Source organism: Cupriavidus sp. 22TCCZM04-2, assembly GCF_057798895.1.
In genome coordinates this window covers 444,884-468,306 of record NZ_JBYOJS010000002.1, presented here as the reverse complement: position 1 = coordinate 468,306, position 23,423 = coordinate 444,884, and the positions used below count along the sequence as shown (strand labels likewise).

The following is a 23,423-nucleotide window of genomic DNA, read 5'->3' as shown; positions in this document are numbered from 1 at the left end:
GTGTCGGAGTTGCCGAGTGGATTGCAATGCGGATGAGCCAATCACTGCGCCTTGATGCCAGCGGTCCTGATCACGCGCGACCACTTCTCGGTATCGGCCTTGATCTGCGCGGCGAACGCGGCGGAGCCTTCGCCGCCCGGCTCGGCGCCGAGCTGCTCGATGCGCTTGCGCACGTCGGGCATCGCCAGCACCTTGTCGACGGCCTGCTGGAGCTGGCGCACGCGCTCCGGCGGCGTGCCCGCCGGTGCCAGCAAGCCGAACCACGAGTTCACCTCGTAGCCGGGCAGTCCCGATTCGCGCACGGTCGGCACGGCAGGCAGCACCGATGCCCGCTTCACGCTGGTCACGGCAAGCGCCTTCACCTTGCCCGCCTGGATTTGCGCGAGCGCTGAGGGCAGGTTGTCGAACATCAGGTTAACCTGTCCCGCGAGCAGATCCGTCATCGCGGGCGCCGCGCCTTTGTAGGCCACGTGCTGCATGGTGATGCCCGCCATCGCATTCAGCAGCTCGCCGGAGAGATGGGGAGAACCGCCGGTGCTGGTCGACGCGTAGTTGATCTTTCCCGGCTCCTTCTTCGCGAGCGCAACCAGCTCGCTCACGGAGTTGGCCTGCAGCGTGCTGTTCACGAGCAGCACGTTCGGCGAATTGGCCACCAGGGTCACGGGCGCGAATTCGTGCGCGCTGTCATAGGGCATGCGCGCGTAGATGAACTGGTTGGTAACCTGCGTGCCAAGCGTTCCCATCAGCAGGGTATAGCCGTCCGGCGTGCTGCGTGCGACGGCTTCGGCCCCGATATTGCCCCCGGCACCGGGCCGGTTGTCGACAACGACCGATTGCCCCAGCACCTCGCCCGACTTCTGCGCCACCAGCCGCGCGAGGATGTCGGTGGTACCGCCCGGCGTGAACGGCACCACGAGCCGGATCGGCTTGGTCGGGAACGCTTCGGCGGCGCTTGCGGGCGCGGCAAGCATGGCGCAGAGAAACGGCAGGGCCGCCAGCATGGGCTGACGCGCAAAGGCAGTCATCGGCTGTCTCCTTGGCGCGATGTGCGCTGGAAGGGGTTTCATCGAGGGAAACTCTGGCGCCCATGGTAGGAAGCGGCCGGAAATGGCGTCAATCAAACGCGTGGAATTTTCACTGGGTGAAAAGTTCGGACATCTCCGCGCCACGAGAGTGTGAGACAGTGGAGGCACCCGACCCCCGGCATCCGTCACATCCGCCAGGCCCGTGACGGCGACACATGCCTTTGTTCGACCTTTCAAGGAGACTCGGAATGATCAGCAAGAACACGGTCTGTCTTTGGTTCGACGGCGGCGCCCTTGAAGCCGCCAACTTCTACGCCAAGACCTTTCCTGACAGCGCGGTCCACGCCGTGCATCGCGCGCCGGGCGACTATCCCGATGGCAGGGCGGGCGATGTCCTGACCGTCGAATTCACCGTGGCCGGCATTCCCTGCATCGGCCTGAACGGCGGTCCGCACTTCAAGCACTCCGAAGCCTTCTCGTTCCAGATCGCCACGGACGACCAGGCCGAAACCGACCGCCTGTGGAATGCCATCGTCAACAATGGCGGCCAGGAAAGCGACTGCGGCTGGTGCAAGGACCGCTGGGGGCTGTCCTGGCAGATCACCCCGCGCGCGCTCACCGCGGCCTATACCGACCCGGACCGCGCCGCAGCCAAGCGCGCCTTCGACGCGATGATGACCATGCGCAAGATCGACATCGCCGCCATCGAAGCCGCCCGGGCGGGCCTGTAGTCCTCCCTGCCTGGCGCCTCGCATCGCCAGCCCATCGCACCGTGCATGGCAGTGGCCTTCCTTCCCTGCGGTGGCGCCCGGGCTGGCATCGACGACTTAAGCGGTTTTTTCTGCCGGCTGAAACTTTTCGACGCATCGCTTCAGCCGCGGCGACTGTTCATAGAATGGCTTACCCGTAGCGGGCGTCGGTCCATTCCTGCTTCCCCTGGCATGCGCCGATCATGAGGCATCGCGCTCAGCGGGGCCGGCGCCATCCGCTTGCACGTCTCCTTGTGGATGCTTATGAGCCAGCTCTTGCGACATCCGGCCGTCCTCTTTGTCCTGTTGCTGGTCCTGCTAGCCTCGGCCACGGCTGTCGGGGCGCTGGTGCTGCGCCGCATCCGGCCGATCGCCGACGATCACCGCGAGGACTTCACCATCGTCCAGGGCGCCACGCTGACGCTGCTGGCCCTGCTGATCGGCTTTACCCTGTCGATGGCGGTGGGACGTTACGACCAGCGCAAGAACCTGGAAGAAGAAGAGGCCAACGCGATCGGCACCGAATACCTGCGGGCCGACCTGATGGACGCGGAAGGCGGCGACAAGGCCCGGACGCTGCTGGCCCGCTATCTGGACCAGCGCATTCGCTACTACCGCGCGCACGACGGACAGGGCCTGGAGGCGATCGGCACCGCCACGGCGCAGCTCGAGGACGAGATGTGGAAGGTCGTGCGCGACGCCGCGCGGAAAACGCCGACCCCGATCACCGCGCTGGCCGTCAGCGGCATGAACGACGTCATCAACGCGCAGGGGTACGCGGAAGCCGCGTGGCGAAACCGCATTCCGGTGGCGGCGTGGGGGCTGATGATCGCCATCGCCGTGTTCAGCAGCGTGATGCAGGGCTACGGCGCGCGGACCGCACGCGCGCGGATCGGGCTGCTGCTGATCCTGCCGCTGACGGTAGCGCTTTCGCTCGCGCTGATCGCGGATATCGACAGCCCGCGCGGCGGACTGATCCGCGTGGCGCCACAGAACCTGCTCAGCCTGCAGGACTCCCTGAGGGCACCATGAGCCGCTGACGGCGGGCGCGACGCCTCTGGCCTTACGCGAGTTCGAGCCGGTTGCCGCCCAGCGATTTCGCGCGATACAAGGCCTGGTCCGCCGCGGCGAGCCCGTCGGCCAGCGCCGGCACTTCGCCTTCGAACTGCGCCAGGCCGATGCTGACCGTTGCCGCCACGCCGGGATTGTCGGCATGGCTGGTCGTCGCCTCGGCAAAGCGCCTGGCGACGGTCTCGCCCAGTGCCCTGGCGCGGCGGGCATCGTCGCCGGACAGCAGCGCGGCGAATTCCTCGCCGCCAATCCGGGCCAGGATCGCGTCGGGTCCGACTACGGTTCGCGCGGTTTCGGCGAAGGACTTCAGCACCTTGTCACCAGTCTGGTGGCCGTAGAGATCGTTGATGGCCTTGAACTGGTCAAGGTCGAACGCAAGCACGGACACCGCGCCGCGCCCTGCCCCGGCATCGATGACGCGTGCGCCCTCTTCAAAGAACCACCGGCGATTGCCGAGACGGGTCAGGTAGTCGGTTTGGGATTCACGCAGGAGCTGGCCGTGCGCTTCCTCGCGGATCAGCTTGAGCAGCGCCATCGGCAGGATCACCGAGTACAGGACGCCCTCGTAGACCGTGGCCTTGCTCGCGATCGCCTGGATCGCCGGCCCGTACTCGACGACCAGCCAGGGCAGCACGAACGCGCGGCCGGCATAGAGCACGGCATGGACGCCGGCCACCGCCACGACGATCATCCGCGCAGGCAGCCCCTTCATCGCCTCGCAGCGCAGCATCTCCCAGGCGGTCATGGCGCTGACGAGCGCGATCGGCAATGCACAGACGTAGTTCCACACGACGTCCTGCCAGCGCGATCCCGCAACCGCCCAGACCAGCGCCATCAAGACGAGCAGGCCAGCCGGCGCGGCACGATACCGCCGGCCGCGCAACGATGCCACGCCGCCCAGAACCAGCAGATAGCCACTGAGGATGACGAGATTGCTGAGGGCCGCGCCCAGCGCGCCCGGCAGTTCCCGCCGGCACAGCACGGCGGCGCAGCCCAGCGCGAGCGTTGCAAACCCTGCCGCCAGGATCCGCAACGACCTGCTGCGCCGGGGATTGGAGCGATGCTCCCAGAGCGTCATGCCCGCACTGGCGAGCAGCGTCCCGATCGCCAGGAGGTAAAGAGTAAGAAGATCGACGTGCATCCGAAATGTTAAGACATTGCACCGATACATGGCGGCGGAGGCAGATTCTACGTGGGAAATCGGACAGCCCAATGGCGCTGGCCCGCCAATCGGAAGGGTCAGGCAGGCCCGGTCACGGGCCATTCGAAAAAAAATCCCCGGCGATGTCACACAGGGGGGCGGCTGGCTCGTCATGTCGTCGTAACCCCTTGAAAGGAGATGCCACCATGACTGCCAAGCTCGACCCGTTTACCGCCGCCCCCGCCCAGATGAAGGCCTGGATGGGCACATCGCTCGCCGTGGCGGGCAGCCTCGAACCGAGCCTTGTGTCGCTGGTTGAAGTGCGTGCGTCGCAGATCAATGCCTGCGCGAACTGCATTAACATGCACACAGCCGATGCCCGCGAGAAAGGCGAAACCGAGCAGCGCCTCTACCTGCTGTCCGCCTGGCGCGAGGCGCCGTGCTACACCGAACGCGAACGCGCGGCGCTCGGCTGGACCGACGCGCTGACCCGGCTATCGGAAGGTCACGCGCTCGACAGCGCCCGCACGGCGCTCAACGACCACTTTTCCCGGGAAGAGCAAGTGAAGCTCACGCTCATGATCAACGTCATCAACGGCTGGAACCGCCTGGCCGTCGGCTTCGGCCTGTGGATCGATCCCGCGGCGGCGAAAGCCGCCCGGGCTTCGGCCTGATGACGGACACCAGCCTGACGGATGCCGCGGCGAGCTTCGAGCCGCTGCGGCGCAAGCTGATCCGCGTCGCGTACCGCATGCTCGGCTCCGTCGCGGATGCCGAGGACATCGTGCAGGACGCCTACCTCCGCTGGATTAACGCTGATCGTGCCGAGGTGCGCGTGGCCGAGGCGTTCCTGCGCCGCATGGTCATGCGGATGTGCCTGGACCAGCTCAAGTCCGCGCGGCACCAGCGCGAGACCTATATCGGCCCGTGGCTGCCCGATCCCGTGCTCGAGGAAGACGAGCCCGAAGACGTCACGCTGCCGCTGATGCTGGCGCTGGAACGCCTGTCGCCGCTCGAGCGCGCGGCCTTCCTGTTGCACGATGTCTTCGGCCTGGAGTTCGACGAGGTCGCGAAGACCATCCGGCGCGAGCCTGCCGCGTGCCGCCAGCTCGCGGCGCGGGCGCGCACCAACGTGCGCGAATCGCGCCCGCGCTTCCAGGTCGAGAAGGCGCGCGGCATGGAACTGGCGAAGGCGTTCTTCGACGCCTCGCGCAGCGGCGACATGCGCGCGCTCGGCGCCATGCTGGCCGCCGACGTGAGCCTGCATGCCGACGGCGGCGGCAAGCGTCCTGCCATCGGCCACCCGGTGCTGGGCTTCGATGAGGTCATGCGGGTCCACGGGCAGCTGTCGAAGTTCTTCCAGAAGGGTGGCTCCACTTTCGTGCGCGCGGTCCTGATCAACGGACTGCCCGGCTTTGTCACGCTGGAGTCGGACGGGGAGCTGCAGACGACCGCGCTGGACATCGAGGACGGAAAGATCGCGGCGATCTATGTGGTGCGCAATCCGGAGAAATTGCGGCACCTGCATTAGCCTGGGTGGGTCGGCGCCTGCATGATAGAGTCGATCGTCGCTCCTTCATCGCGAAGCCCTATGTCGCCAATTGTTCCCGCAAAAACGGCTCTGCTGGTCATGCACTATCAGACCGACATCCTGGCGCTGTTCCCATCGGTCGCCCCCGCGCTGCTGGCCAATACGCGCAGACTGTGCGACGCCGCGCGGGCCAGCGGTGTGAGCATCTATTTCGCGAAGATCCACTTCAGTCCGGGCTATCCGGAAATCAGTCCGATGAACCGGAACGGGCAAGGGATCAAGCGGCTCGGTCTTTTCGTCAACGACCAGGTCTCGCCGGAGCTCGGACGGCAGGCCACGGAACCGGTCATCATCGCACATCGTGCCAGCGTGTTCTTTGGTACCGACCTGCAGTTGCGGTTGTCCGCCCAGGGTATCGATACCTTGCTCATGGTGGGGATTGCGTCTACCGGCGTGGTGCTGTCGTCGGTGGCTTACGCGAGCGATGCGGACTTCCGCCTGCTCACGGTCAAGGACTGCTGCTACGACCCCGACCCGGTCGCGCACGATCATCTCTTTTCCACGGCGTTCGATTCGCGCAGCACGGTGCTGTCGCTCGCTGATGCGTTGTCGTGGCTCGGCTAGTCCCGTCTCAAGACAGCAGGCCATCGCACTCTACGGACATCCGCGCACCGGGGCTGGCATACATTGCCTCCATGTGGCGAGAACGCCTCGCCGAGGCGTGGAAGTTCAGTCTCTTGCCCAGCGCTGACGTGTGCACCGCCTATTCTTTTATCGTTGTCTGATCGAGCCGCGCGAGACTGGCTTGCGGGCTCAACACCCAGGCGGCAACCGGAGCCGCAACATGCAGGCAGACCCCGGTCGTAATGATCGTAATGGTTCTGAAGGCAGCAACCGAACCCTGCTGTATTTCGGCTGGATGACCCTGTTCATCTATCTGGCCACGCCGGCCGGCGCGCTGGTGGACATACAGACGACATACATACTCAAGAACGCATTGCACGCGACGGCGACGCAGATCTCCGTATTCCGGTTGCTGACCGGCATCCCCGTCTACCTTGCCTTCGCCTTTGGCCTGGCGCGCGACCAATGGAACCCGATGGGACTGCGCGATCGCGGCTTCTTCCTGCTGTTCGCGCCGGTCACCGCCGCGGCATGCCTCTGGATGGCATTCTCGGGCTTCTCATACGCTGGGCTGCTGATCGGAATGCTGCTGGCGATGACGTCGTCCCGCTTTGTCGCCGCGGCCTATCAGGGGCTGATCGCCCTGGTGGGCCAGGAGAAGCTGATGTCCGGACGCCTGAGCGCACTCTGGAACGTGATCGGATCCGTGCCGGTTGTAGCGGGAGCCTTTGCTTCGGGCTATGTGTCCGATCATCTTGCCCCGAAGGACGCCTTCTTCCTGGTCGCGGCGTTCAACCTGCTGATAGCGGTGTTGGCACGATGGAAACCCGCGTCCGTGTTCGGGCATCTCTACGACAAGCCGCTGGCCAGAAGTACGGATTTCGTTGGCAATGTCCGGCGACTGGCCAGTCATAAGGCGGTCTATCCGGCGGTGCTTATCTGCTTTCTGTGGAACTTTGCGCCAGGCTCGGCCACCCCGCTGCAGTTCCACCTGTCCAATACGCTGCATGCCTCGGATTCGATTTATTCCTACTACAACGGCATCTTCGCCGCCGCCTTCGTGCCGACCTTTCTGCTCTATGGCTTCCTGTGCAAGCGCGTATCGCTGCGCAAGCTGCTGTGGTGGGGAACGATCATCGCGGTGCCGCAGATGATTCCGCTGGCATTCATCCACTCGGCCGATCTCGCCCTGGTCCTGGCGGCGCCAATTGGACTGATGGGCGGCATCGCCACCGCAGCGTATTTCGATCTCGCGATCCGGTCCTGTCCGCCGGGCCTGCAAGGCACCTTGATGATGCTGGTGGATGGCGTTCTCGCGCTCTCGGCGCGCGCCGGCGATCTGCTGGGCTCATGGATCTACAACAGCGACGCCACGCACGGATTCACCTACTGCGTGATGGCAACCACCGTGGTGTATGCGCTGATCCTGCCGCTGATTCCGCTGGCGCCGAAGGCGTTGATTGCGACCCGGGATGGTGAACCCGACCCCGAGGCCGGAGATGGCATGGCTGGGCGAGATTCGGAGAATCTGGCGCAGAGGTAGCGCCGCGAGATCGTCCGCTCAGGGAAGCAGCGTTGTGCTTTTCAACTCCGAACTACGGCGCACTGATGCTACGCGCAGCACCATGGCCAGCGTCCCCAAGTTGCAAAGATGCGTCGGCATCGCCTATGCTGTTCCTGCAACAGGTGCAAATCTGTGCGAGATTCAAAATACCCACAAAGAACAAGAAGGGGAAAGTCCCCAACAGCGGACCGCGCCATGAAAAGAGCGTTGTCCGCCGAGATCGTCTTTGCCAAGGTTTAGGGGTGAATCGGTCCCAAGCGGGGTGATTGAAGGCTCGTGGGCGGGTGATACCGCTGTCAAACGCATGGCTGATAATTTCCTGTTCAGTAGGCCTTTCACATTTCTTGCCTGTCCGGGCATATCGGAAGTCAGGGCCGGCGTCGAGGCGCTGGAGACCCTCCCCGGGCACCTCTTCTGGCTCGAGAACGAGGACCTTATCCGGCGGGTTCACGTGCCGGATTTCCTGGCGCAAAGCCGCGCCGCCCTGGAAGCCGTGTTGCCGGGCGGGGCAGCGCTGATCGATGTGCACGCGGACGACATCCGGCGCAGCGCTGGCCTGTTGCCAGCGCTGCTGCGCCTGGGCCCGGAGGCGGCCGCCGCCGCGCACTCCTACTGCTACTGGCGCTACTCCGCGGACGTGCTCGGGCGATCGCAGGGCATTCCGCGCAGTGCCATCGAGCGCCAGTTCGACCGCGCGGTGGCCCCGCGTGACGGCGCGCACAAGCTGCAATGGATGTGTCCCTGCTGCGACGGACAGGCGCAGTATCAGGTCGACGGCCTGCTCGCCATGCAGCGGCCGGCGCGGCAGGGCGGATTCTCTGTCGAATGCCGTCACTGCGGACATCAGGAACGGCTGTACGCCGGCTTTCTGCATGCGGGCCGCCTGGAGTGCCGCTGCAAGCTATGCGTGAGCGTGGTCCAGACGCTGGCCGGGCAACTGGCCAGGCCGGCGCGCAAGCTGTCGGCGAACCTCGAAGCCTATGCATGGAAGCAAGCGGTCGATACCGCTGCGGAAATCCGCGAACTCAAGGACGCGTCCGCGCAGCGGCTGGCACGCGGCGACAGGCCATCGGAGAACGCGACGGCCTTTGTCCAGGCCATCCAGTCGAATGCGGATCGCCCCATCCCCGAAATTCTTGGCCAGCTCGATCCCACGCTCGAAGGCAGGCTCGACAAGAATCCCAGGACATGGGCCCTGCTGTGCGAGCTGCTGCATGAAGGCGTGCTGGCCAGCGAATGCGCGCTCTACGACCAGGACGGGTACCAGCGCGCGGCGCTCGAGCTCTCCCTGCTGGAAGACGATCAGGCCGCCGCAGGAGACACGGTGCTGGACCATATCGACGTCTTGCTGAAGGGTTACGAGCCATCGGATCGCGACGCCTTCGTGCGCTGGCTGACCGCGCTGAAGCGTTTGCGCCTTTGCACCGCCAGGTTCAATGCCGCCGCGGACGTCTGCTGGAAAAGCGACCTCGAGCACTACCGCGTCCATACGGCCAGGCGCCTCGAGAGCCATGACGCGTCGAACGCCCATCCGACCTTTCCGCAACTGGCCGTGCCGCGCTTGCGACGCCCTGAACGGCCGGTGTATCTCGATGCCGAACTGGAAGCCGTGCAGCTACTGAGGTCCCTCGGCTATATCGTTCTCAGTCCGGAAGATATTCGCTCGCAACAGGACCACGTGGAAGACATTTTCTGAACCGTGCCGCGCCGCGCAGGCCTGCCCCGGCGCAGGCCGCGTGGCCTCACATGAAACCCGGATTTCGCGGGACATAACGCGTCCAGTCGCCGCAGTCGTGCGTAGCCATCAACACCATTGGCAGCGCGAATCGCATCCCCAGGCCGGTCGCAATCGCAAGGGCATCGCTCGTCCCCGGAACGAATACGGAGATCTGCCTGGCGTCTCCCGCGATGGCCATCGCCAGCGCGGTACGGAATGCCCCGGGCATTGCAGGCGCGTGCATGACCGCCATGGGGCCGATGTGGCCCGTGGCGGCAACGTAGGCATAGCCGACGCGCTCGCCTCCATCCTCGAAGAAGACACCTTTCATCTGGGGAACGCCAAGCAGGTACCGGTGGTGCTTTTCCCGCGAAACGCCCAGGACCGCGATGTCGATCTGCCGCAGCGTTTCCAGATCGAGGGCGGTGGCCTGGATCGGCGTCGCGCGAAGCACCGGTCCTTGCGCATGGCGCGCCATGGCTTCCCGCTCCGCGCTGCACAAGTGAATCGGCACGCGCGGAAGCAAGCCGTACCGCACATACAGCGCCTGGGACACGACATTGAAGGCGAACGTAATCAGGCTTCTTTCGGTCGCACCGGCCTGGCTCGCCTGCTCCAGGGTGCGCTCCAGCAACGCATTGCCGATGCCCCGCCCCTGCTGGCCGGGCGCAACGAACAGTTCCGCCAGGAACCAGAGCCGACCGCAAACCCAGCTCAGGGCAAAGCCAACCATCTCGCCCGCTTCCTCCGCCACCCACACGCCGCGCGGGTCGTCGCGAAGGCAGAACGCCTGGAACTCCGGAGACCGCGTCGTGGCGATCGGCCCGAACCCGTGGCGCACGGTCAGGTCGTTGATGCTGCGGGTGACCAGTTCTTCGGCGCGCGCCAGTTCGTCAGCGCGTGCGGGTCGGAAAATGAGCGGCACGGTCACCTCCGGCATGACAACCATTGGAGGTATAGCAGACGACAGGAGCCGGGCCAAGCGCCCGCCCTTCGCTTCGCCTATAACCGATACAATGCGTGCAAAAATGGATGAAATGTATAGATATGGCCAAACAGAAGTTCACGGTCGAGCAGCAAGCGATACTGGAACAGGTAAAGCAGATTGCTGCGGGACTGGGAGAAACGCTGGCGCCGTTCACCGAAGTGGTGGTTCACGACCTGCGTTCTCCGAGGCACGCGATTCTTGCGATCCATAACAACCTGTCCGGCCGCAATGTGGGGGATCCCGCCACGGAACTTGGTCTGGCCCGGATTGCCGATGACAACTATCCGCAGGTCCTGGCGAACTACGCCAACCAGTTTTCGGACGGCAGGCGCGCCAAGAGCACATCCATCGGCATCAAGGATTCGGCGGGCCATTACTTTGCCGCCCTTTGCCTGAACGTCGACGTGACGATGTTTCGTGGCATCGCCAGCCTGCTCGAACAATTTTCCGGTACGAAGGGGGAGGCGGCCAAGGAATCGCTGGACCCGGCCAGCGCCGACGCGATCCGCGAGCGCATCGACAAGTTCGCGGTCAACCTGGCGACGACACCGCAAGCGTTGCGCACCGAGCAACGCAAGGCACTCATGCAGAAGCTCAGGGAAGAGGGCTATCTGGACCTGCGGCGATCCATGGACACCATCGCCCAACATCTCGGTGTATCGCGGGCGACGGTCTACAACGATGCGAAGTAAAAAGCGGAGGCCGTTCGCAGGCCCCCGCCATCGGCCGGAAGAACCTATCGCAATCCGAAGAAGCTCAGGATGGCGAGGATGATCACTACCGCTCCAACAAGCCAGACTATGTTCATGAGAACCTCCTCGCTATGCACTTTTCACTCGAAGTACCCGGTGTGTCGCAAAATCCATGCCGAGGCGATGTGAGCTGGGGCGATCCGGCCTGAGCGGCCTGGCATCGCGCGCGTGGGCATAAGAGGCGTGGAGCCAGCACGAAGGCGCACCTGCAAGTTTTGCCTCGCAACTGGTGCAATTGTTTCCATATCCGGGCGCCGATCCAATCGGGATTCGACGCTGGCAAGCAGGCAGTCAGGAGCCCGTCGTGCGACGTTGACGATAGACGGTCACGCCGTTCTCTTCGCGGGCGGCCAGCGCATTGCGCGCGCCGCAGATCGGGCAGCGGAACAGTGGGCCCTGGCCCTCGTTGGCGACGACCACTTCGGTGGACTCCCAGCGGGCTCCGCAGGACTGGTTCTGGCAGGTGTAGTAGATGGGCTTTTTCATTTGCGCGGATCGTAGCACGATATGGCAAGCCCGGTCGCTGATCAGTCCCGCAAATGCGGCTGCGCGCGGCTATAGCATGTCCATCTGGAGGTGCTGTCGCGCGACGCTTTCGCAAATCATCGCTACCTCCTTGTCCACGGCATAGAGAAACAGCAGCTCCTTCTCGGAGCAACGACGCGTCCTCTGCCAGATCTTCGCTTTCACCCGATCATCCCCGTCCACGTCATTCGAAGTGGCGCCGGCCTCGCTGATGAATGCACGGATATCGCGCGCGAGATGCCTCGCTCTTGCGGCCGCGTGTTGGCCGCCCAGTGCATAGGCGGCGGACTGTATGCTTCTTAGAACGCTCACTGTCAATGTCTTCCTCCGTGGGGATGGTTCGCGATCCGCGTCCGTGGGTTCGCTCCGGGCCAATATAGGGTCTTCGCCGCCGCCCTGATTTGCATTGCGCACCGCCAAGTTTGCATTTGCTGCCAAGTGGAGAATGCGCCGACACGACGCTCTGCCCGCATGCGCAGGACAGCAGGCATTTCTCCCCGCCAACGCCGTGCCAAGTGCGCTACCGCACCCGCGCTTTAGCGCGAACTTGGGTACCCCGCAGGCTATCGACTAGCTTGGAACCTCGGGCCGTTTCGAAGGGGAATCAGAATGAAGAGGGTCATCGTGCGCCGGACCACGATCGTGGTCGTCGGCTTCGCCATGAGCCTTGGTGCTGTCACCGGTGCATGGGCCTCCGACATCGCATGCAAGCCGCGGGGCGGGGGATCTTCGATTCACTGCGAAGACCCGTATGGCGCGGGAATGCGATGCAAGCTGGCCGACGACGACTCACGGCCTCCCCCCACACATCAGGGGCACCTGATCTGCCAGTCCTCCGCGCTCTCGGCGCGCTACGAGCGCCTCTACGCCGAGCAGCAGAGGATGCTGCACAAGGGCACCATCCAGGACGCGGACATTGCGGCATGGCGCGTGCGGCGTGATGCCTGCGAATCGGCACGCTGCCTGGAAAGCCTGTTTGCCAAATTCTGGCGGGACCGGGAGGCCATGCGCCATGCGCCGGTCCGGCCAGCCGCCCCGCCCCCCGCGCTTGCGGCGACGCCAGACCCCGTTGTTCACGAGCCGGCGAACGCTGCGCCGGCGCAGCCCGCGCAAGCGGAAGCGACACCGCCTGAGCCACCTGTCATGCAAGCCAGACCAGAACCTGCCGACCCGACGCAACTGACGCAGCTGACCGCCGCCGCCGAACCGCTGGCTGTCCCCGCCGTCGCGCAAGACATCGACAGCAGCGCGGGGAAACGCAATCCGGCGGCGATGGCCATGGAGAGCCTGTTTTCCGGGCTTGCCATCCTGGGCATGGGTGCGGGGTTCCTGTGGAAGCGCCGTGCCGCGCGCGCGCAGGGCGCGCCGCGATCGCACATCCCGGCGGCCATGACTGTCGCCTATGGCTTGCTGCTGGTGAATGCGCTGCTGCTGCCGTTCACGCTGGGCTTGAAGTAAGCGTGCAAGGGGAGCGGCTTGCCTGCCGCGAGCGGGACGCACCCATCAATCGGCCACGCGTGGCCGTTCATCCGCGCAGCACGCGATAGCTGGACTGCACCAGCCCAGAGGGAAAGTGGCGGCTCGATTCGAGCGCCAGGCCCAAGTCGCGCGGCAGGGCGCCGAACAATGGCCTGCCCGCCCCGATCAACACCGGCACGGTGGTGACGACAAGGTCGGTAATCAGTCCGTCGCGCAGGAACGACTGCACCAACTGGCCACCATCCACGTACACGCGGCCGCCTGCAACCCTATGCCGGAGGCGTCGACTGCAAGAGTTCCTCGACGCCGGGTTCCTTTTTTGTCCGGCTCTGACTGGTTTTTCCAGCGCACCTGTCTGGCGCGGCTGTACTTGGCGTCACGCCCTGGCTACGGAGATGGGCCGCGACCATCTCGCACCATTCGAGCAACTGGTGCTTGTCAAGCTCCGCCACCACGTCTTCACCGAACAGATTCGAAAGGTCGAGCGTGGCCCCTGAAAATTCGGCGCCATCGTCCCGAATCGTCAGGACTCCATCGCCGTCGTGGTCGTACATCTCAATTCTTGTGGAAGACATAGCCTTCACCTCCTGAGTCTTCGCGGCCGTCCCTTGATGCGTAACCGTCATGTCAGGTACTCCGCCTTGCGCGTCGAATGGCCGGCGACTCTATGCTAGGAGATCGGCTTCCGTGCCATCAAGCGAGAAAACGTGGGGCAGGCGCGCGCCTTTCCAGTGACTTGCATGGTTGTCCGCCACGTGACGGGCCTCGAGGTGCTTGCCTAGTCTCAATCCAGCCCTGAAAATCGACCTCCCGCTACCGTCGACAGCATCGTGCATCCGGCACGTCCAGATGCCGCCGGGGCAGCCCCTACGCCGGAGAGTCAGATGGATCACCAACCCCCGCCGCCCGCCCCTCGCCTGCTTCCCGCGGCGTGGTTCACCGTGGTCGGCGCGTCTTACCTGCTCACCGCCCTGGCACTATGGACGGTGCTTCAGGCCAACCTGGTCGCCGCGCTGCTTTCCGGCCTGCTGTTGTACTCGCTGGTCGACGTGCTCGCCCCGCGCCTGAAGCGCCTGAACCAGCGGCACGACGCGCTGGCGGTCGCCATCCTGTCCATCGTGATCCTGCTGGCGCTGTCGCTCGGAATCTGGGCACTGGTGCGCTTTGTCAGTGGCGAAGGCACGCTGGACACCCTGATGAACCACATTGCCGACATCATTGACCAGTCGCGCGGCCAGTTGCCCGACTGGGTCAGCGGCGCGCTGCCGAGCACCGTCGAGGAGCTCGCCAACACCCTGATCCACTGGCTGCGCGAACACGCGCAGATGGCGCAGAAGCTGGGGGCCGAGGTCCTGCGCACGCTGCTGCATATCATCATCGGCATGGTCATCGGCGCCATGGTCGCACTCTACCGCGCGGTGTCGCGCCCCAACCGCCGGCCGCTGGCGACAGCGCTGGTGGCGCGCGCGCGGGCACTGCAGCAGGCGTTTGCGCAGTTCATCTTCGCGCAGATCCAGATCTCGATCATCAATACGATGCTGACGGCCATCTACCTGCTGGTGGTGCTGCGTTTGTTCGATGTGCACCTGCCGTTGTCGAAGACGCTGGTGGTCATTACCTTCGTGGCCGGGCTGCTGCCTGTGCTGGGCAACCTGATCTCGAACACGGCCATCGTGGTGGCGTCGCTGTCGGTATCGCTGCCGATTGCGGTGGCGTCGCTGTTCTTCCTGGTGGTGATCCACAAGCTCGAGTATTTCCTGAACGCGCGCATCATCGGCGCGCGCATCCAGGCAGCCGCGTGGGAGTTGCTGATCGTGATGCTGCTGATGGAAACGCTGTACGGCATTCCGGGCGTCATTGCGGGGCCGATCTTCTACGCCTACCTGAAGCGCGAGCTGACCCTCGCCGGGCTGGTGTGAGGCGAGGCCCGGACGTGCGGTCCCGCACCCGGTGGTAGAACTAAAACTAGTCCACGCTCTTGTCCGCCCCGCCACCGCTCTCCACCCACGTCCGCACAAAATCGATATGCGTCTGCATCGCCGTGCGCGCCTCTTCGGGGCGGCGCGCGCAGATGGCATCGCACACGGTGCGGTGCTGCAGCAGCAGCAGCGCGGACATGGCCTCGCCCTCTTCGCGCAAGCCGGTGCCGCTGATGGTGATGTGTTCGCGCAGCATGCTGATGACGCTGGTATGCAGGTGCAGGAACATGGTGTTGTGCGAGGCCTGCGCAATGGCGTCGTGCAGGCGCGTGTCGGCCTCGGCCTCGGCCTGCTTGTCGTCCACCAGGCGAGCGCGTTCGAGTTCCGCCATCAGGCCGCGGATGCGTTCGCGGTCTTCATCGTCGCCGCGCAGCGCCGCGAAGTAGGCGGTGGCGCCTTCCAGCACGCGGCGGAATTCCAGGATGTCATCGCGCAGCGCCGGATGGTCGGCCACGAGCTGGCCCCATGGCGAGGCGATGCCCGAGCGCAGCTGGTCGGTCACGTAGACGCCCGCGCCGCGCCGGCTCTGCAGCAGCCCGCGCGCGGCCAGGCGCTGGATCGCTTCACGTACGGTGTTGCGCGCCACGTCGTATTGCTCGGCCAGTACGCGCTCGGCCGGCAGCCGCGCGCCCGCGGGCCAGCTGCCGTCGAGCAATGCCGTCTCCATGCGCCGCATTACCGCTTCGACGCGTCCGCGCCCGCCTCCGTGCGTCCCCGTTGCCATCGCTCCTTCCCTTCCTGACGTTGCCCGACCGCCCGCGCCGGCCGATGTGATCCCGGCGCAAAGTGGTCCAACCAATTTGTACTGTAGCGCGGAAGCGGGAATTATGCCCCCGAACGTGCGATGCCAGCGCGTATGGAGCGAGACATGAAGGACAGGCAATACCCCACCGCTGCCCCCAGGCAGGTCTACCTGTTTGCGACCTGCCTGGTCGACCTGTTCGTGCCACAGGCCGGCCTCGACGCCGTGCGGCTGCTGGAACGCGAAGGGCTGACCGTGCATTTTCCGCGCGCGCAGAGCTGCTGCGGGCAACCGGCCTACAGCAGCGGCAATCCCGACCAGGCCCGCGGCGTCGCGCGCGCACAGCTGGACCTGTTCAGCGAGCCGTGGCCGGTCATCGTCCCATCCGGCTCCTGCGCCGGCATGATGCGGCACCACTGGCCGCAGCTGTTTGCCGATGACCCCATCGCCGGGCCCAAGGCCCGCGCGCTGGCCGAGCGCATCTACGAACTCACCGAATTCCTGCTGCACGTGCTCAAGGTCGACTTCAGCCACGCGCTGCCGGGCGGCCTGGCCGCAGAGCGCGTCGTGCTCCATACCTCCTGCGGCGCGCGTCGAGAAATGGGTACGCGCACCCATGGCGTGGCGATGGTCGATGCCCTGCCCGGCGTGACACGCGTGGAACACGAACGCGAATCCGAGTGCTGCGGCTTTGGCGGCACGTTCTCGCTCAAGCACCCGGACATCTCCGGCGCCATGGTGCGCGACAAGGTCGCCTCCGCCTGCGCCACGGGCTGCAACCGGCTGGTGTCGGCCGATTGCGGCTGCCTGCTCAATATCGGGCATACCGCCGCGCATGACGGCGCGCCGCTGGAGGTCGAACACCTTGCCAGTTTCCTGTGGCGCCGTACCGGAGGTGCCGCATGACCGCACTCACCGCACGCGAACGCATGCTGGGGCGGCTGCGTGCCGCCGCGCCGGCAACCAGTACGACAACCACCGCGCAGATCGATGGCCGCATCGACGCGCACTACGCCGCATGCGCACCCATTGCAGATGGATTCGAGGCACGCGTTGCATCGATGCAGGCCGCATTGGTAGCCTCGCACGCCGAGGTCTGGCGCACCACCGCTTCGGCATGGCCCGCGCTGCTCGCGGACAAGCTCGCGCAGGCCGGTGTGCGGCGCCTGCTGCTGGACCCGTCGCAGCCGGCCGGCGCAGCGCTGAAGCAAGCCTTGCCGCCGCAGGTGGAAGCCATCGGCTATGACCGCCCGATCGAGCAATGGAAAGCCGAGCTGTTCGACACCGTCGATGCCGGCTTCACGGTCGCGCGCTCCGGCCTTGCCGCCACCGGCACGCTGATCCTGGCGCCCGATGCGGGCTCGCCGCGCACGGTGTCGCTGGTGCCGCCGCTGCATGTGGCGCTGGTGCATGCCTCCACGCTGCATGCCGACCTGCACACGGCCGCGCGCAGCGAACGCTGGCGCGATGGCATGCCCACGAACCTCGTCATGGTGTCCGGCCCGTCCAAGACGTCCGATATCCAGCAAACCCTGGCCTATGGCGCGCATGGTCCGCGCCGGATGTGGGTCGTCATCGTCGATGACATCGACGCAGGGAGCCAGGCATGAGCGAAAGCACGCTGCACTTCGTCCCGTCACAGGACTTCAAGACGCGCGCCCGCGAGGCGCTGGACGACCCCAAGCTGCGCAAGAGCTTTCGCGGCGCGATGGATTTCTTGCAGGGCAAGCGCCTGGCGCAGTTCCCGGATGCCGATGAGCTGGAACACCTGCGCGACCTGGGCGAAGCGATTCGCCAGCACGCGCTGGCCAACCTGCCCGACCTGCTGGTGCAGCTTGAAGGCAATTTGACCGCTGCCGGCGTGCAGGTGCACTGGGCCGAGACCGCCGACGAGGCCAACGCGATCATCCATCGCATTGCCCAAGCGAAGCAGGCCAGGCGCGTGATCAAGGGCAAGTCGATGGCCAGCGAGGAAATCGAGCTGAACCATTACCTGGCCGAGCGCGGCGTGGCCTGCATCGAGTCGGACATGGGCGAGTACATCGTCCAGCTGGCCGGTGAAAAGCCGTCGCACATCGTCATGCCGGCGATCCACAAGACCAAGGGCGATATCGCCACGCTGTTCGAGCAGCACATCCCCGACACGCCTTATACCGAGGACGTCGACGCCCTGATACAGACCGGCCGTCGCGCCTTGCGCCAGGCGTTTGTCGAGGCGGATATCGGCCTCTCTGGCGTGAACTTCGCGGCGGCGGATACGGGCACGCTGTGGCTGGTGGAAAACGAGGGCAACGGGCGCCTCTCGACCACGGTGCCGGACGTGCATATCGCCATCATGGGCATGGAGAAGGTGGTGGCGCGGCTCGAACACATCGTGCCGCTATCGAGCCTGCTGACGCGTTCGGCTACGGGGCAGGCCATCACGACTTACTTCAACCTGATCTCGGGCCCGCGCCGCGAAGGGGAGCGCGACGGCCCACGCGAAGTACACCTGGTCCTGCTCGACAACGGCCGCACGCAAGCCTATGCCGACGAGCAGCTGCGCGCGACGCTGCAGTGCATCCGCTGCGGCGCGTGCATGAACCATTGCCCGGTCTATACGCGCATTGGCGGCCATGCCTATGGCACGACGTATCCGGGCCCGATCGGCAAGATCATCTCGCCGCATCTGCTGGGACTGGAAGCGACCGCGGACCTGCCCACGGCATCGAGCCTGTGCGGCGCATGCGGAGAGGTCTGCCCGGTGCGCATCCCGATTCCGCAACTGTTGGTGCGCCTGCGCACGGAAGCCAATCGCAACCCCGAGGAACGGGTCACGCACCCGCTGCGTGGCCAGGGCGCCAAGTTCAGCCGCGCAGAGCATCTGATCTGGCGCTTCTGGAGCGGGGCGTTCTCGCATCCGAAGGCTTATCGCCTGTTCCGGTGGGCGGCTACGCGCTTGCGTGCGCTGACGCCGGCGAAGCAGATGGGGTGGACACAGCATCGGACGCCGCTGACGCCGGCGGCGCGGAGTCTGTCGGATCTGCTGAAAGAGAAAGGGCAGCCGGAGTAGGGACTGCTGCAGGCCTGCAACGAGGCCGACTGTGTGCCCCCTCTCCCGCTTGCGGGAGAGGGTTGGGGAGAGGGCCTGCGCGTTCACGAAGCGATGCGCTATCGCATAGCAACGGCCTGCCCTCTCCCCCAGCCCCTCTCCCGCAACTGGGAGAGGAGAGCAAACCAGCGAAGCGTCGGCGCGCACGCGTTTGCCACAACAACAAAGATCGACCGAAACACCAATGAAGTAGGAGACCGAGCATGCAACCCTGGACCCAAATCTATACACCGCTGGGCAGCCTGTGGCTGTCCGCCCTGGCGGCGGCCATTCCCATCCTGTTCTTTTTCGTGGCCCTGGCGTTGTTTCGCCTGAAAGGCCATGTAGCCGCGGCGGTGACGCTGCTGCTTTCGCTCGGCGTGGCGATCTTCGCCTATGGCATGCCGGCGCAGCAGGCGCTGGCCGCCGCTGGCTTCGGCTTTGCCTACGGCCTGTGGCCGATTGCGTGGATCATCGTGACCGCGGTGTTCCTGTACAAGATCGTGGTCAAGACGGGGCAGTTCGACGTGATCCGCGCGTCCGTGCTGTCGATCACCGACGACCAGCGGCTGCAGATGCTGCTGATCGGCTTTGCCTTCGGCGCGTTCCTGGAAGGCGCGGCCGGCTTCGGCGCACCGGTGGCCATCACCGCCGCGCTACTGGTGGGCCTGGGCTTCAATCCGCTTTACGCGGCGGGCCTCTGCCTGATCGCCAATACCGCGCCGGTGGCCTTTGGTGCCATGGGCATTCCCATCATCGTGGCCGGGCAGGTAACGGGCATCGACGCGATGCACATCGGCGCGATGGCGGGGCGCCAGCTGCCGCTGCTGTCGCTGATGGTGCCGTTCTGGCTGGTGTTCATGATGGACGGCGCCAAGGGCGTGCGCGAAACGTGGCCGGCCGCGCTGGTGACCGGTGCCAGCTTTGCCGTGACGCAGTACTTCACGTCGAACCATATCGGGCCCGAGCTGCCGGACATTACCTCGGCGCTGGTGAGCCTGGTGTCGCTGGCGGCGTTCCTGAAGGTGTGGAAGCCGCGCAGCGCTTCGCAGCGTGCGGGCGGCAATGTCGGCGGCGGCACCATGGCGATGTCGGCGTTTGGTGGCGGCGGCTTCAGCAACGGCGTGCAGAACGGCGGCAACCGCAAGTCCCCGTACACCGCTGCGCAGACGATCCGCGCGTGGGCGCCGTTCGGCATCCTGACGGCCATCGTCACGGTGTGGAGCCTGCAGCCGTTCAAGGCGCTGTTCGCCGGCAACGGCGCGCTGGCCGGCACGGTGCTGAAGTTCAAGGTGCCGGGGCTGGACCAGCTGGTCGTCAAGGCCGCGCCGATCGTGGCATCGCCCAAGCCGTATGAAGCCGTGTTCAAGCTCGACCTGCTGTCGGCCGTGGGCACGGCCATCCTGCTGACCGCACTGATCTCGGCCGTGCTGCTGCGCATGAAGCCGCGCGACCTGGTGTCGACCTTCGTTGAAACGCTGGTGGAACTGCGCCGCCCGATCCTGTCGATCGGCCTGGTGCTGGCATTTGCGTTCGTGGCCAACTACTCGGGCATGTCGTCCACGCTGGCGCTGCTGCTCGCGGGGACCGGCGCGGCGTTCCCGTTCTTCTCGCCGTTCCTGGGCTGGCTCGGCGTGTTCCTGACGGGCTCGGACACGTCGTCGAACGCGTTGTTCTGCTCGCTGCAGAACACCACGGCGCACCAGATCGGCGTGTCGGACACGCTGCTGGTAGCCGCCAACACCACGGGCGGCGTGACGGCCAAGATGATCTCGCCGCAATCGATCGCGGTGGCGTGCGCGGCGACCGGGCTGGTGGGCAAGGAGTCGGAACTGTTCCGCTTCACGGTCAAGCATAGCCTGCTGTTCGCGGTGATCATCGGCATCATCACGGTGGTGCAGGCCTATGTGCTGCCGGGGATGATCCCGGGTTAAGCCTCCTGCGGGGCTACAGGCGGGTTTCGTCGCATCCGACGATGCCTGCCCGCGACGTCGCCTCTTAGCATGATCTGATCCGCCCGCCGCCAAGAGCGGGCGCTTTATCCTCAAAGGAGACAGATCATGGCTTTCACCCCATTTGACCTTACCGGCAAGGTGGCGCTCGTCACCGGCGGCAACGGCGGCATCGGCCTCGGCATGGCAGAGGGCCTGGCCCAGGCAGGTGCCGATGTCGCGATCTGGGGGACCAACGCGCAGAAGAATGCCGCCGCCGCCGAGCGGCTGGCGCAGCATGGGAGCAAGGTCCATACGGCGATCTGCGATGTCAGCAACGAATCTTCCGTCGCCGCGGCCATGGATGGCACGCTGGCCGCGCTCGGCCGGCTCGACGGCTGTTTCGCCAATGCGGGTGTTTCAGCGCGCGGCACACGCTTCGAAGAAATGGGTACGGAGGACTGGCATCGCGTGTTGCGGGTCAACCTGGATGGGGCGTTTTTTACGCTGCGCGCGGCGGCGCGGCAGTTGCTGGCACAAGGGAACGGCGGCGTCCTGGTCGGCACAGCCTCCGTCGCGGCCATCGAGGGCGCGGCGCGCAACGAGCACTACGCGGCGACCAAGGGCGGGCTGATTTCCATGATGCGCGGGCTTTCGGTGGAATATGCGCGGCACGGGATTCGCGCGCACTCCGTGCTGCCGGGGTGGATCAAGACGGAAATGACCGCCAATGCGCAGGCCAATACGACGTTCCAGGAAATGGTCGGCAAGCGCGTGCCGATGCGGCGCTGGGGGGAGGGCTCCGACTTCGCGGGTATCGCGGTGTACCTGATGAGCGCGGCGTCGGCGTACCACACCGGGGATACGTTTGTGATTGACGGGGGGTATACGTTGTTCTGATGCCTCCGTGCCTTGCAAGCGCTGTGGTTTCGCCGGCGTAGCCGGCGATCTACTCGCCGCTTTGGCGCAGCACTTCCACCAGGTCGGTCACGTAGTTTCTCGATCCCAGCACGTCCCGCCGCACACACAGGCTGAGCGTTCGCCTGGCCCACGCATCGCTGAGTGCCACGACACGCAAGCCGTCCACATTGATCGCCGCCAGCGCTGAACGCGGGACGATCGCCACGCCCACGCCGGACCGCACCATCGATGCCACCGCGGCGAAGCCGGCTACCTGAATCCTCACATCGACACGCCGGCCCTGCTCGCTCGCCTTGCTGAGCAAGAAGGAATGAATGGCGGAGCCGTTCTGCTGGCTGACAAAGGGAAAGGCCAGGCAGTCGAGGAACGCTACCGGCGCCTTTTTCCTCCACGGCTGGGAATCTGCCATAAGCAGGACGATTTCGTCTTCGTGGTAAGGGTAGTGGACCAGGTCGGGATGCGGCTCGTCCTGGGTCAGGATGCCGATATCCGCGCGCCCTTCCACGACCGCGACCAGTATGTCGCGACTAAGGTGCTCTTCCAGCGTGATGCGTGCCTTCGGATGCGACTGCAGGAAGCCCTGCAGGTCGGCCGGCAGGAACGATGCGATGGCGCTGCTGTTCGCGTAGAGCACCAGCTGCGCATGCACGTCTTCCGAGAACGGCGTGAGGCTCGTCTGCATCTGCTCGATTTCCGTCAGGCAGCGCCGGCAGTGGTCGACCATGATCTGGCCCGCCCGGGTCAGCGAGACACCGCGCGCTTCGCGCCGGAACAGCCGCGTTCCGACGACTTGCTCCAGATGCTTGATGCGCAGGCTCGCGCTCGACGGCGCCAGGAAGCAAAGCGCGCCGCCCTTCGACATGTTCCCCGCGTCCGCCACGGCGACTAGCAGCCTCAGATCCATGATGCTGCAATGCATCAGCTTTTGCATTTCTCAAACCCTGCTGTTGGAACAACTCGTTTGTCAGTACCGCACGATTACGCGAAAGTTCGCCAAAGTTCGGGCAGTCGCCATTCTGTCCGAGCCTTTGAGGAATGCAAATACGGGAAGACATCCATGACGAGAATCATCGAAGCGCCCACATCGCGAATTGCCAGCCTTGCCAGCGGCATCGACTCACTGCTTGCTTCCGAAGCATGCTTTGATCCGCGCGTCATCCAGCGGATGATCCGCGACGCGTTCCCCGACAGAAACTGTTTGCCCCGGGCGATGTGCGAGCCCGGCAGCGACGGCTATGTGCGCCACGTCCTGCACAGCGACGCGGCGGACCGCTACACCATCGTGGCGCTGGTCTGGATGCAGGGGCAGCACAGCCCGGTGCATGCGCATCACACGTGGTGCGCGCTTTCCGTCGTGGAAGGCGAACTGCTGGAGGAGTACTTCGAGTACGCCCCCCAGGGCGCTGCCGCAGTGCCCGCCGGCAGTGCCTGCCGCAAGGTCGGCGAAGGCAGCAGCGGTACGGCCGGCCTGCACCTGATCCACCGTGTCGGCAACGCCCAGGCGCGCACCGCCATTTCCGTGCACATCTACGGCGTCGCGACCTCGGAGATGGCCACCGGCATCAATCACGTGCTGCCCGTCGTCGAGACGGCGGCTGCATAAGGAGGCGGCAC

23 protein-coding genes and 1 pseudogene are annotated in these 23,423 nt (G+C 65.5%); 16 read left to right on the top strand and 8 right to left on the bottom strand.

The genetic code is table 11. From position 1 onward, the window contains the following. Positions 1-41: 41 nt before the first annotated feature. Positions 42-1,025 carry a Bug family tripartite tricarboxylate transporter substrate binding protein gene (locus tag AC3FKG_RS05520; protein WP_483712695.1) on the bottom strand — a complete coding sequence of 328 codons (984 nt, stop codon included), beginning with the start codon at positions 1,023-1,025 and terminating at the stop codon, positions 42-44. A 248-nt stretch (positions 1,026-1,273) separates the two neighbouring features. Here AC3FKG_RS05520 and AC3FKG_RS05515 point away from each other — a divergent pair, with 248 nt between their 5' ends. Both AC3FKG_RS05515 and AC3FKG_RS05510 read left to right on the top strand, forming a co-directional pair. Continuing rightward, positions 1,274-1,756: a VOC family protein gene (locus AC3FKG_RS05515; protein ID WP_488742615.1), complete on the top strand. Its 483-nt coding sequence runs from the start codon at positions 1,274-1,276 to the stop codon at positions 1,754-1,756. Between the two features lie 282 nt (positions 1,757-2,038). Next, on the top strand, positions 2,039-2,806 hold the full coding sequence (locus AC3FKG_RS05510) for a bestrophin-like domain (protein WP_483712699.1): 768 nt from the start codon (positions 2,039-2,041) through the stop codon (positions 2,804-2,806). 31 nt (positions 2,807-2,837) lie between these two features. Here AC3FKG_RS05510 and AC3FKG_RS05505 read toward each other — a convergent pair whose 3' ends face one another. Further along, a complete protein-coding gene (locus AC3FKG_RS05505) occupies positions 2,838-3,986 on the bottom strand; it encodes a GGDEF domain-containing protein (RefSeq protein WP_488742614.1) in 1,149 nt (382 codons plus the stop codon). A gap of 206 nt (positions 3,987-4,192) precedes the next feature. Between AC3FKG_RS05505 and AC3FKG_RS05500 the strand changes: the two genes are divergently transcribed. The 5 genes from AC3FKG_RS05500 (at position 4,193) to AC3FKG_RS05480 (ending at position 9,401) form a co-directional block, all read left to right on the top strand. Next, on the top strand, positions 4,193-4,660 hold the full coding sequence (locus AC3FKG_RS05500; protein WP_483712701.1) for a carboxymuconolactone decarboxylase family protein: 468 nt from the start codon (positions 4,193-4,195) through the stop codon (positions 4,658-4,660). Then, the gene (locus AC3FKG_RS05495; RefSeq protein WP_488742656.1) at positions 4,660-5,517 is read left to right on the top strand and encodes a sigma-70 family RNA polymerase sigma factor; all 858 of its coding nucleotides are present in this window, start codon (positions 4,660-4,662) and stop codon (positions 5,515-5,517) included. Before AC3FKG_RS05500 ends, AC3FKG_RS05495 begins: the two co-directional genes overlap by 1 nt. A gap of 21 nt (positions 5,518-5,538) precedes the next feature. Next, positions 5,539-6,141: a cysteine hydrolase family protein gene (locus tag AC3FKG_RS05490; RefSeq protein WP_483712702.1), complete on the top strand. Its 603-nt coding sequence runs from the start codon at positions 5,539-5,541 to the stop codon at positions 6,139-6,141. 220 nt (positions 6,142-6,361) lie between these two features. Continuing rightward, complete coding sequence (locus AC3FKG_RS05485; protein WP_488742655.1) at positions 6,362-7,684, top strand: MFS transporter; 1,323 nt, start codon at positions 6,362-6,364, stop codon at positions 7,682-7,684. A gap of 325 nt (positions 7,685-8,009) precedes the next feature. Further along, complete coding sequence (locus AC3FKG_RS05480; RefSeq protein ID WP_488742613.1) at positions 8,010-9,401, top strand: hypothetical protein; 1,392 nt, start codon at positions 8,010-8,012, stop codon at positions 9,399-9,401. A gap of 46 nt (positions 9,402-9,447) precedes the next feature. On the opposite strand, the gene AC3FKG_RS05475 is transcribed toward AC3FKG_RS05480, so the two are convergent. Continuing rightward, complete coding sequence (locus AC3FKG_RS05475; protein WP_488742612.1) at positions 9,448-10,347, bottom strand: GNAT family N-acetyltransferase; 900 nt, start codon at positions 10,345-10,347, stop codon at positions 9,448-9,450. A 122-nt stretch (positions 10,348-10,469) separates the two neighbouring features. Between AC3FKG_RS05475 and AC3FKG_RS05470 the strand changes: the two genes are divergently transcribed. Further along, positions 10,470-11,102, top strand: coding sequence for a helix-turn-helix transcriptional regulator (locus tag AC3FKG_RS05470; protein WP_483714418.1), 633 nt, complete (start codon positions 10,470-10,472; stop codon positions 11,100-11,102). Positions 11,103-11,453: 351 nt separating this feature from the next. Here AC3FKG_RS05470 and AC3FKG_RS05465 read toward each other — a convergent pair whose 3' ends face one another. Further along, entirely contained in the window at positions 11,454-11,648 is a 195-nt protein-coding gene (locus tag AC3FKG_RS05465) for a hypothetical protein (RefSeq protein ID WP_483712709.1), read from the bottom strand. A gap of 681 nt (positions 11,649-12,329) precedes the next feature. Here AC3FKG_RS05465 and AC3FKG_RS05460 point away from each other — a divergent pair. Continuing rightward, positions 12,330-13,145 carry a GntR family transcriptional regulator gene (locus tag AC3FKG_RS05460; RefSeq protein WP_488742611.1) on the top strand — a complete coding sequence of 272 codons (816 nt, stop codon included), beginning with the start codon at positions 12,330-12,332 and terminating at the stop codon, positions 13,143-13,145. Positions 13,146-13,212: 67 nt separating this feature from the next. Here the strand turns inward: AC3FKG_RS05460 and AC3FKG_RS05455 are convergent. Both AC3FKG_RS05455 and AC3FKG_RS05450 read right to left on the bottom strand, forming a co-directional pair. Then, positions 13,213-13,422 (bottom strand): annotated as a pseudogene (locus tag AC3FKG_RS05455) (dihydrofolate reductase family protein); the annotation flags it as partial. A gap of 13 nt (positions 13,423-13,435) precedes the next feature. After that, positions 13,436-13,792 carry a hypothetical protein gene (locus AC3FKG_RS05450; protein ID WP_488742610.1) on the bottom strand — a complete coding sequence of 119 codons (357 nt, stop codon included), beginning with the start codon at positions 13,790-13,792 and terminating at the stop codon, positions 13,436-13,438. Positions 13,793-14,050: 258 nt separating this feature from the next. Between AC3FKG_RS05450 and AC3FKG_RS05445 the strand changes: the two genes are divergently transcribed. Further along, entirely contained in the window at positions 14,051-15,085 is a 1,035-nt protein-coding gene (locus AC3FKG_RS05445; RefSeq protein ID WP_483712714.1) for an AI-2E family transporter, read from the top strand. Between the two features lie 46 nt (positions 15,086-15,131). Here the strand turns inward: AC3FKG_RS05445 and AC3FKG_RS05440 are convergent, their stop codons facing one another. Beyond that, positions 15,132-15,821 (bottom strand): FadR/GntR family transcriptional regulator, encoded by a 690-nt coding sequence (locus AC3FKG_RS05440; protein WP_483712715.1) that lies wholly within the window; start codon positions 15,819-15,821, stop codon positions 15,132-15,134. Positions 15,822-16,013: 192 nt separating this feature from the next. Here AC3FKG_RS05440 and AC3FKG_RS05435 point away from each other — a divergent pair, with 192 nt between their 5' ends. The 5 genes from AC3FKG_RS05435 (at position 16,014) to AC3FKG_RS05415 (ending at position 21,788) form a co-directional block, all read left to right on the top strand. After that, on the top strand, positions 16,014-16,793 hold the full coding sequence (locus AC3FKG_RS05435; RefSeq protein ID WP_483712716.1) for a (Fe-S)-binding protein: 780 nt from the start codon (positions 16,014-16,016) through the stop codon (positions 16,791-16,793). Continuing rightward, positions 16,790-17,497 carry a LutC/YkgG family protein gene (locus tag AC3FKG_RS05430; protein ID WP_483712717.1) on the top strand — a complete coding sequence of 236 codons (708 nt, stop codon included), beginning with the start codon at positions 16,790-16,792 and terminating at the stop codon, positions 17,495-17,497. The genes AC3FKG_RS05435 and AC3FKG_RS05430 overlap by 4 nt, the downstream gene beginning before the upstream one ends. Then, positions 17,494-18,939 (top strand): LutB/LldF family L-lactate oxidation iron-sulfur protein, encoded by a 1,446-nt coding sequence (locus tag AC3FKG_RS05425; protein WP_488742609.1) that lies wholly within the window; start codon positions 17,494-17,496, stop codon positions 18,937-18,939. The genes AC3FKG_RS05430 and AC3FKG_RS05425 overlap by 4 nt, the downstream gene beginning before the upstream one ends. A gap of 242 nt (positions 18,940-19,181) precedes the next feature. Next, a complete protein-coding gene (locus AC3FKG_RS05420; protein ID WP_488742608.1) occupies positions 19,182-20,891 on the top strand; it encodes a lactate permease LctP family transporter in 1,710 nt (569 codons plus the stop codon). A gap of 126 nt (positions 20,892-21,017) precedes the next feature. After that, the gene (locus AC3FKG_RS05415) at positions 21,018-21,788 is read left to right on the top strand and encodes an SDR family NAD(P)-dependent oxidoreductase (RefSeq protein WP_488742607.1); all 771 of its coding nucleotides are present in this window, start codon (positions 21,018-21,020) and stop codon (positions 21,786-21,788) included. Between the two features lie 49 nt (positions 21,789-21,837). Here AC3FKG_RS05415 and AC3FKG_RS05410 read toward each other — a convergent pair whose 3' ends face one another. After that, positions 21,838-22,740 carry a LysR family transcriptional regulator gene (locus tag AC3FKG_RS05410; protein WP_488742606.1) on the bottom strand — a complete coding sequence of 301 codons (903 nt, stop codon included), beginning with the start codon at positions 22,738-22,740 and terminating at the stop codon, positions 21,838-21,840. Positions 22,741-22,866: 126 nt separating this feature from the next. Here AC3FKG_RS05410 and AC3FKG_RS05405 point away from each other — a divergent pair, with 126 nt between their 5' ends. Next, on the top strand, positions 22,867-23,412 hold the full coding sequence (locus tag AC3FKG_RS05405; protein ID WP_483712723.1) for a cysteine dioxygenase family protein: 546 nt from the start codon (positions 22,867-22,869) through the stop codon (positions 23,410-23,412). Positions 23,413-23,423: the final 11 nt, after the last annotated feature.

Excerpts from the sequence above, each read along its gene's own strand:
- AC3FKG_RS05490 (WP_483712702.1), top strand. The coding sequence starts at position 5,539 with ATGATAGAGTCGATCGTCGCTCCTTCATCGCGAAGCCCTATGTCGCCA.
- AC3FKG_RS05405 (WP_483712723.1), top strand. The coding sequence starts at position 22,867 with ATGACGAGAATCATCGAAGCGCCCACATCGCGAATTGCCAGCCTTGCC.
- AC3FKG_RS05435 (WP_483712716.1), top strand. The coding sequence starts at position 16,014 with ATGAAGGACAGGCAATACCCCACCGCTGCCCCCAGGCAGGTCTACCTG.
- AC3FKG_RS05410 (WP_488742606.1), bottom strand. The coding sequence starts at position 22,740 with ATGCAAAAGCTGATGCATTGCAGCATCATGGATCTGAGGCTGCTAGTC.
- AC3FKG_RS05505 (WP_488742614.1), bottom strand. The coding sequence starts at position 3,986 with ATGCACGTCGATCTTCTTACTCTTTACCTCCTGGCGATCGGGACGCTG.
- AC3FKG_RS05415 (WP_488742607.1), top strand. The coding sequence starts at position 21,018 with ATGGCTTTCACCCCATTTGACCTTACCGGCAAGGTGGCGCTCGTCACC.
- AC3FKG_RS05420 (WP_488742608.1), top strand. The coding sequence starts at position 19,182 with ATGCAACCCTGGACCCAAATCTATACACCGCTGGGCAGCCTGTGGCTG.
- AC3FKG_RS05440 (WP_483712715.1), bottom strand. The coding sequence starts at position 15,821 with ATGCGGCGCATGGAGACGGCATTGCTCGACGGCAGCTGGCCCGCGGGC.
- AC3FKG_RS05425 (WP_488742609.1), top strand. The coding sequence starts at position 17,494 with ATGAGCGAAAGCACGCTGCACTTCGTCCCGTCACAGGACTTCAAGACG.
- AC3FKG_RS05500 (WP_483712701.1), top strand. The coding sequence starts at position 4,193 with ATGACTGCCAAGCTCGACCCGTTTACCGCCGCCCCCGCCCAGATGAAG.
- AC3FKG_RS05480 (WP_488742613.1), top strand. The coding sequence starts at position 8,010 with ATGGCTGATAATTTCCTGTTCAGTAGGCCTTTCACATTTCTTGCCTGT.
- AC3FKG_RS05450 (WP_488742610.1), bottom strand. The coding sequence starts at position 13,792 with ATGACGGTTACGCATCAAGGGACGGCCGCGAAGACTCAGGAGGTGAAG.
- AC3FKG_RS05510 (WP_483712699.1), top strand. The coding sequence starts at position 2,039 with ATGAGCCAGCTCTTGCGACATCCGGCCGTCCTCTTTGTCCTGTTGCTG.
- AC3FKG_RS05485 (WP_488742655.1), top strand. The coding sequence starts at position 6,362 with ATGCAGGCAGACCCCGGTCGTAATGATCGTAATGGTTCTGAAGGCAGC.
- AC3FKG_RS05470 (WP_483714418.1), top strand. The coding sequence starts at position 10,470 with ATGGCCAAACAGAAGTTCACGGTCGAGCAGCAAGCGATACTGGAACAG.
- AC3FKG_RS05465 (WP_483712709.1), bottom strand. The coding sequence starts at position 11,648 with ATGAAAAAGCCCATCTACTACACCTGCCAGAACCAGTCCTGCGGAGCC.
- AC3FKG_RS05495 (WP_488742656.1), top strand. The coding sequence starts at position 4,660 with ATGACGGACACCAGCCTGACGGATGCCGCGGCGAGCTTCGAGCCGCTG.
- AC3FKG_RS05520 (WP_483712695.1), bottom strand. The coding sequence starts at position 1,025 with ATGACTGCCTTTGCGCGTCAGCCCATGCTGGCGGCCCTGCCGTTTCTC.
- AC3FKG_RS05445 (WP_483712714.1), top strand. The coding sequence starts at position 14,051 with ATGGATCACCAACCCCCGCCGCCCGCCCCTCGCCTGCTTCCCGCGGCG.
- AC3FKG_RS05515 (WP_488742615.1), top strand. The coding sequence starts at position 1,274 with ATGATCAGCAAGAACACGGTCTGTCTTTGGTTCGACGGCGGCGCCCTT.
- AC3FKG_RS05430 (WP_483712717.1), top strand. The coding sequence starts at position 16,790 with ATGACCGCACTCACCGCACGCGAACGCATGCTGGGGCGGCTGCGTGCC.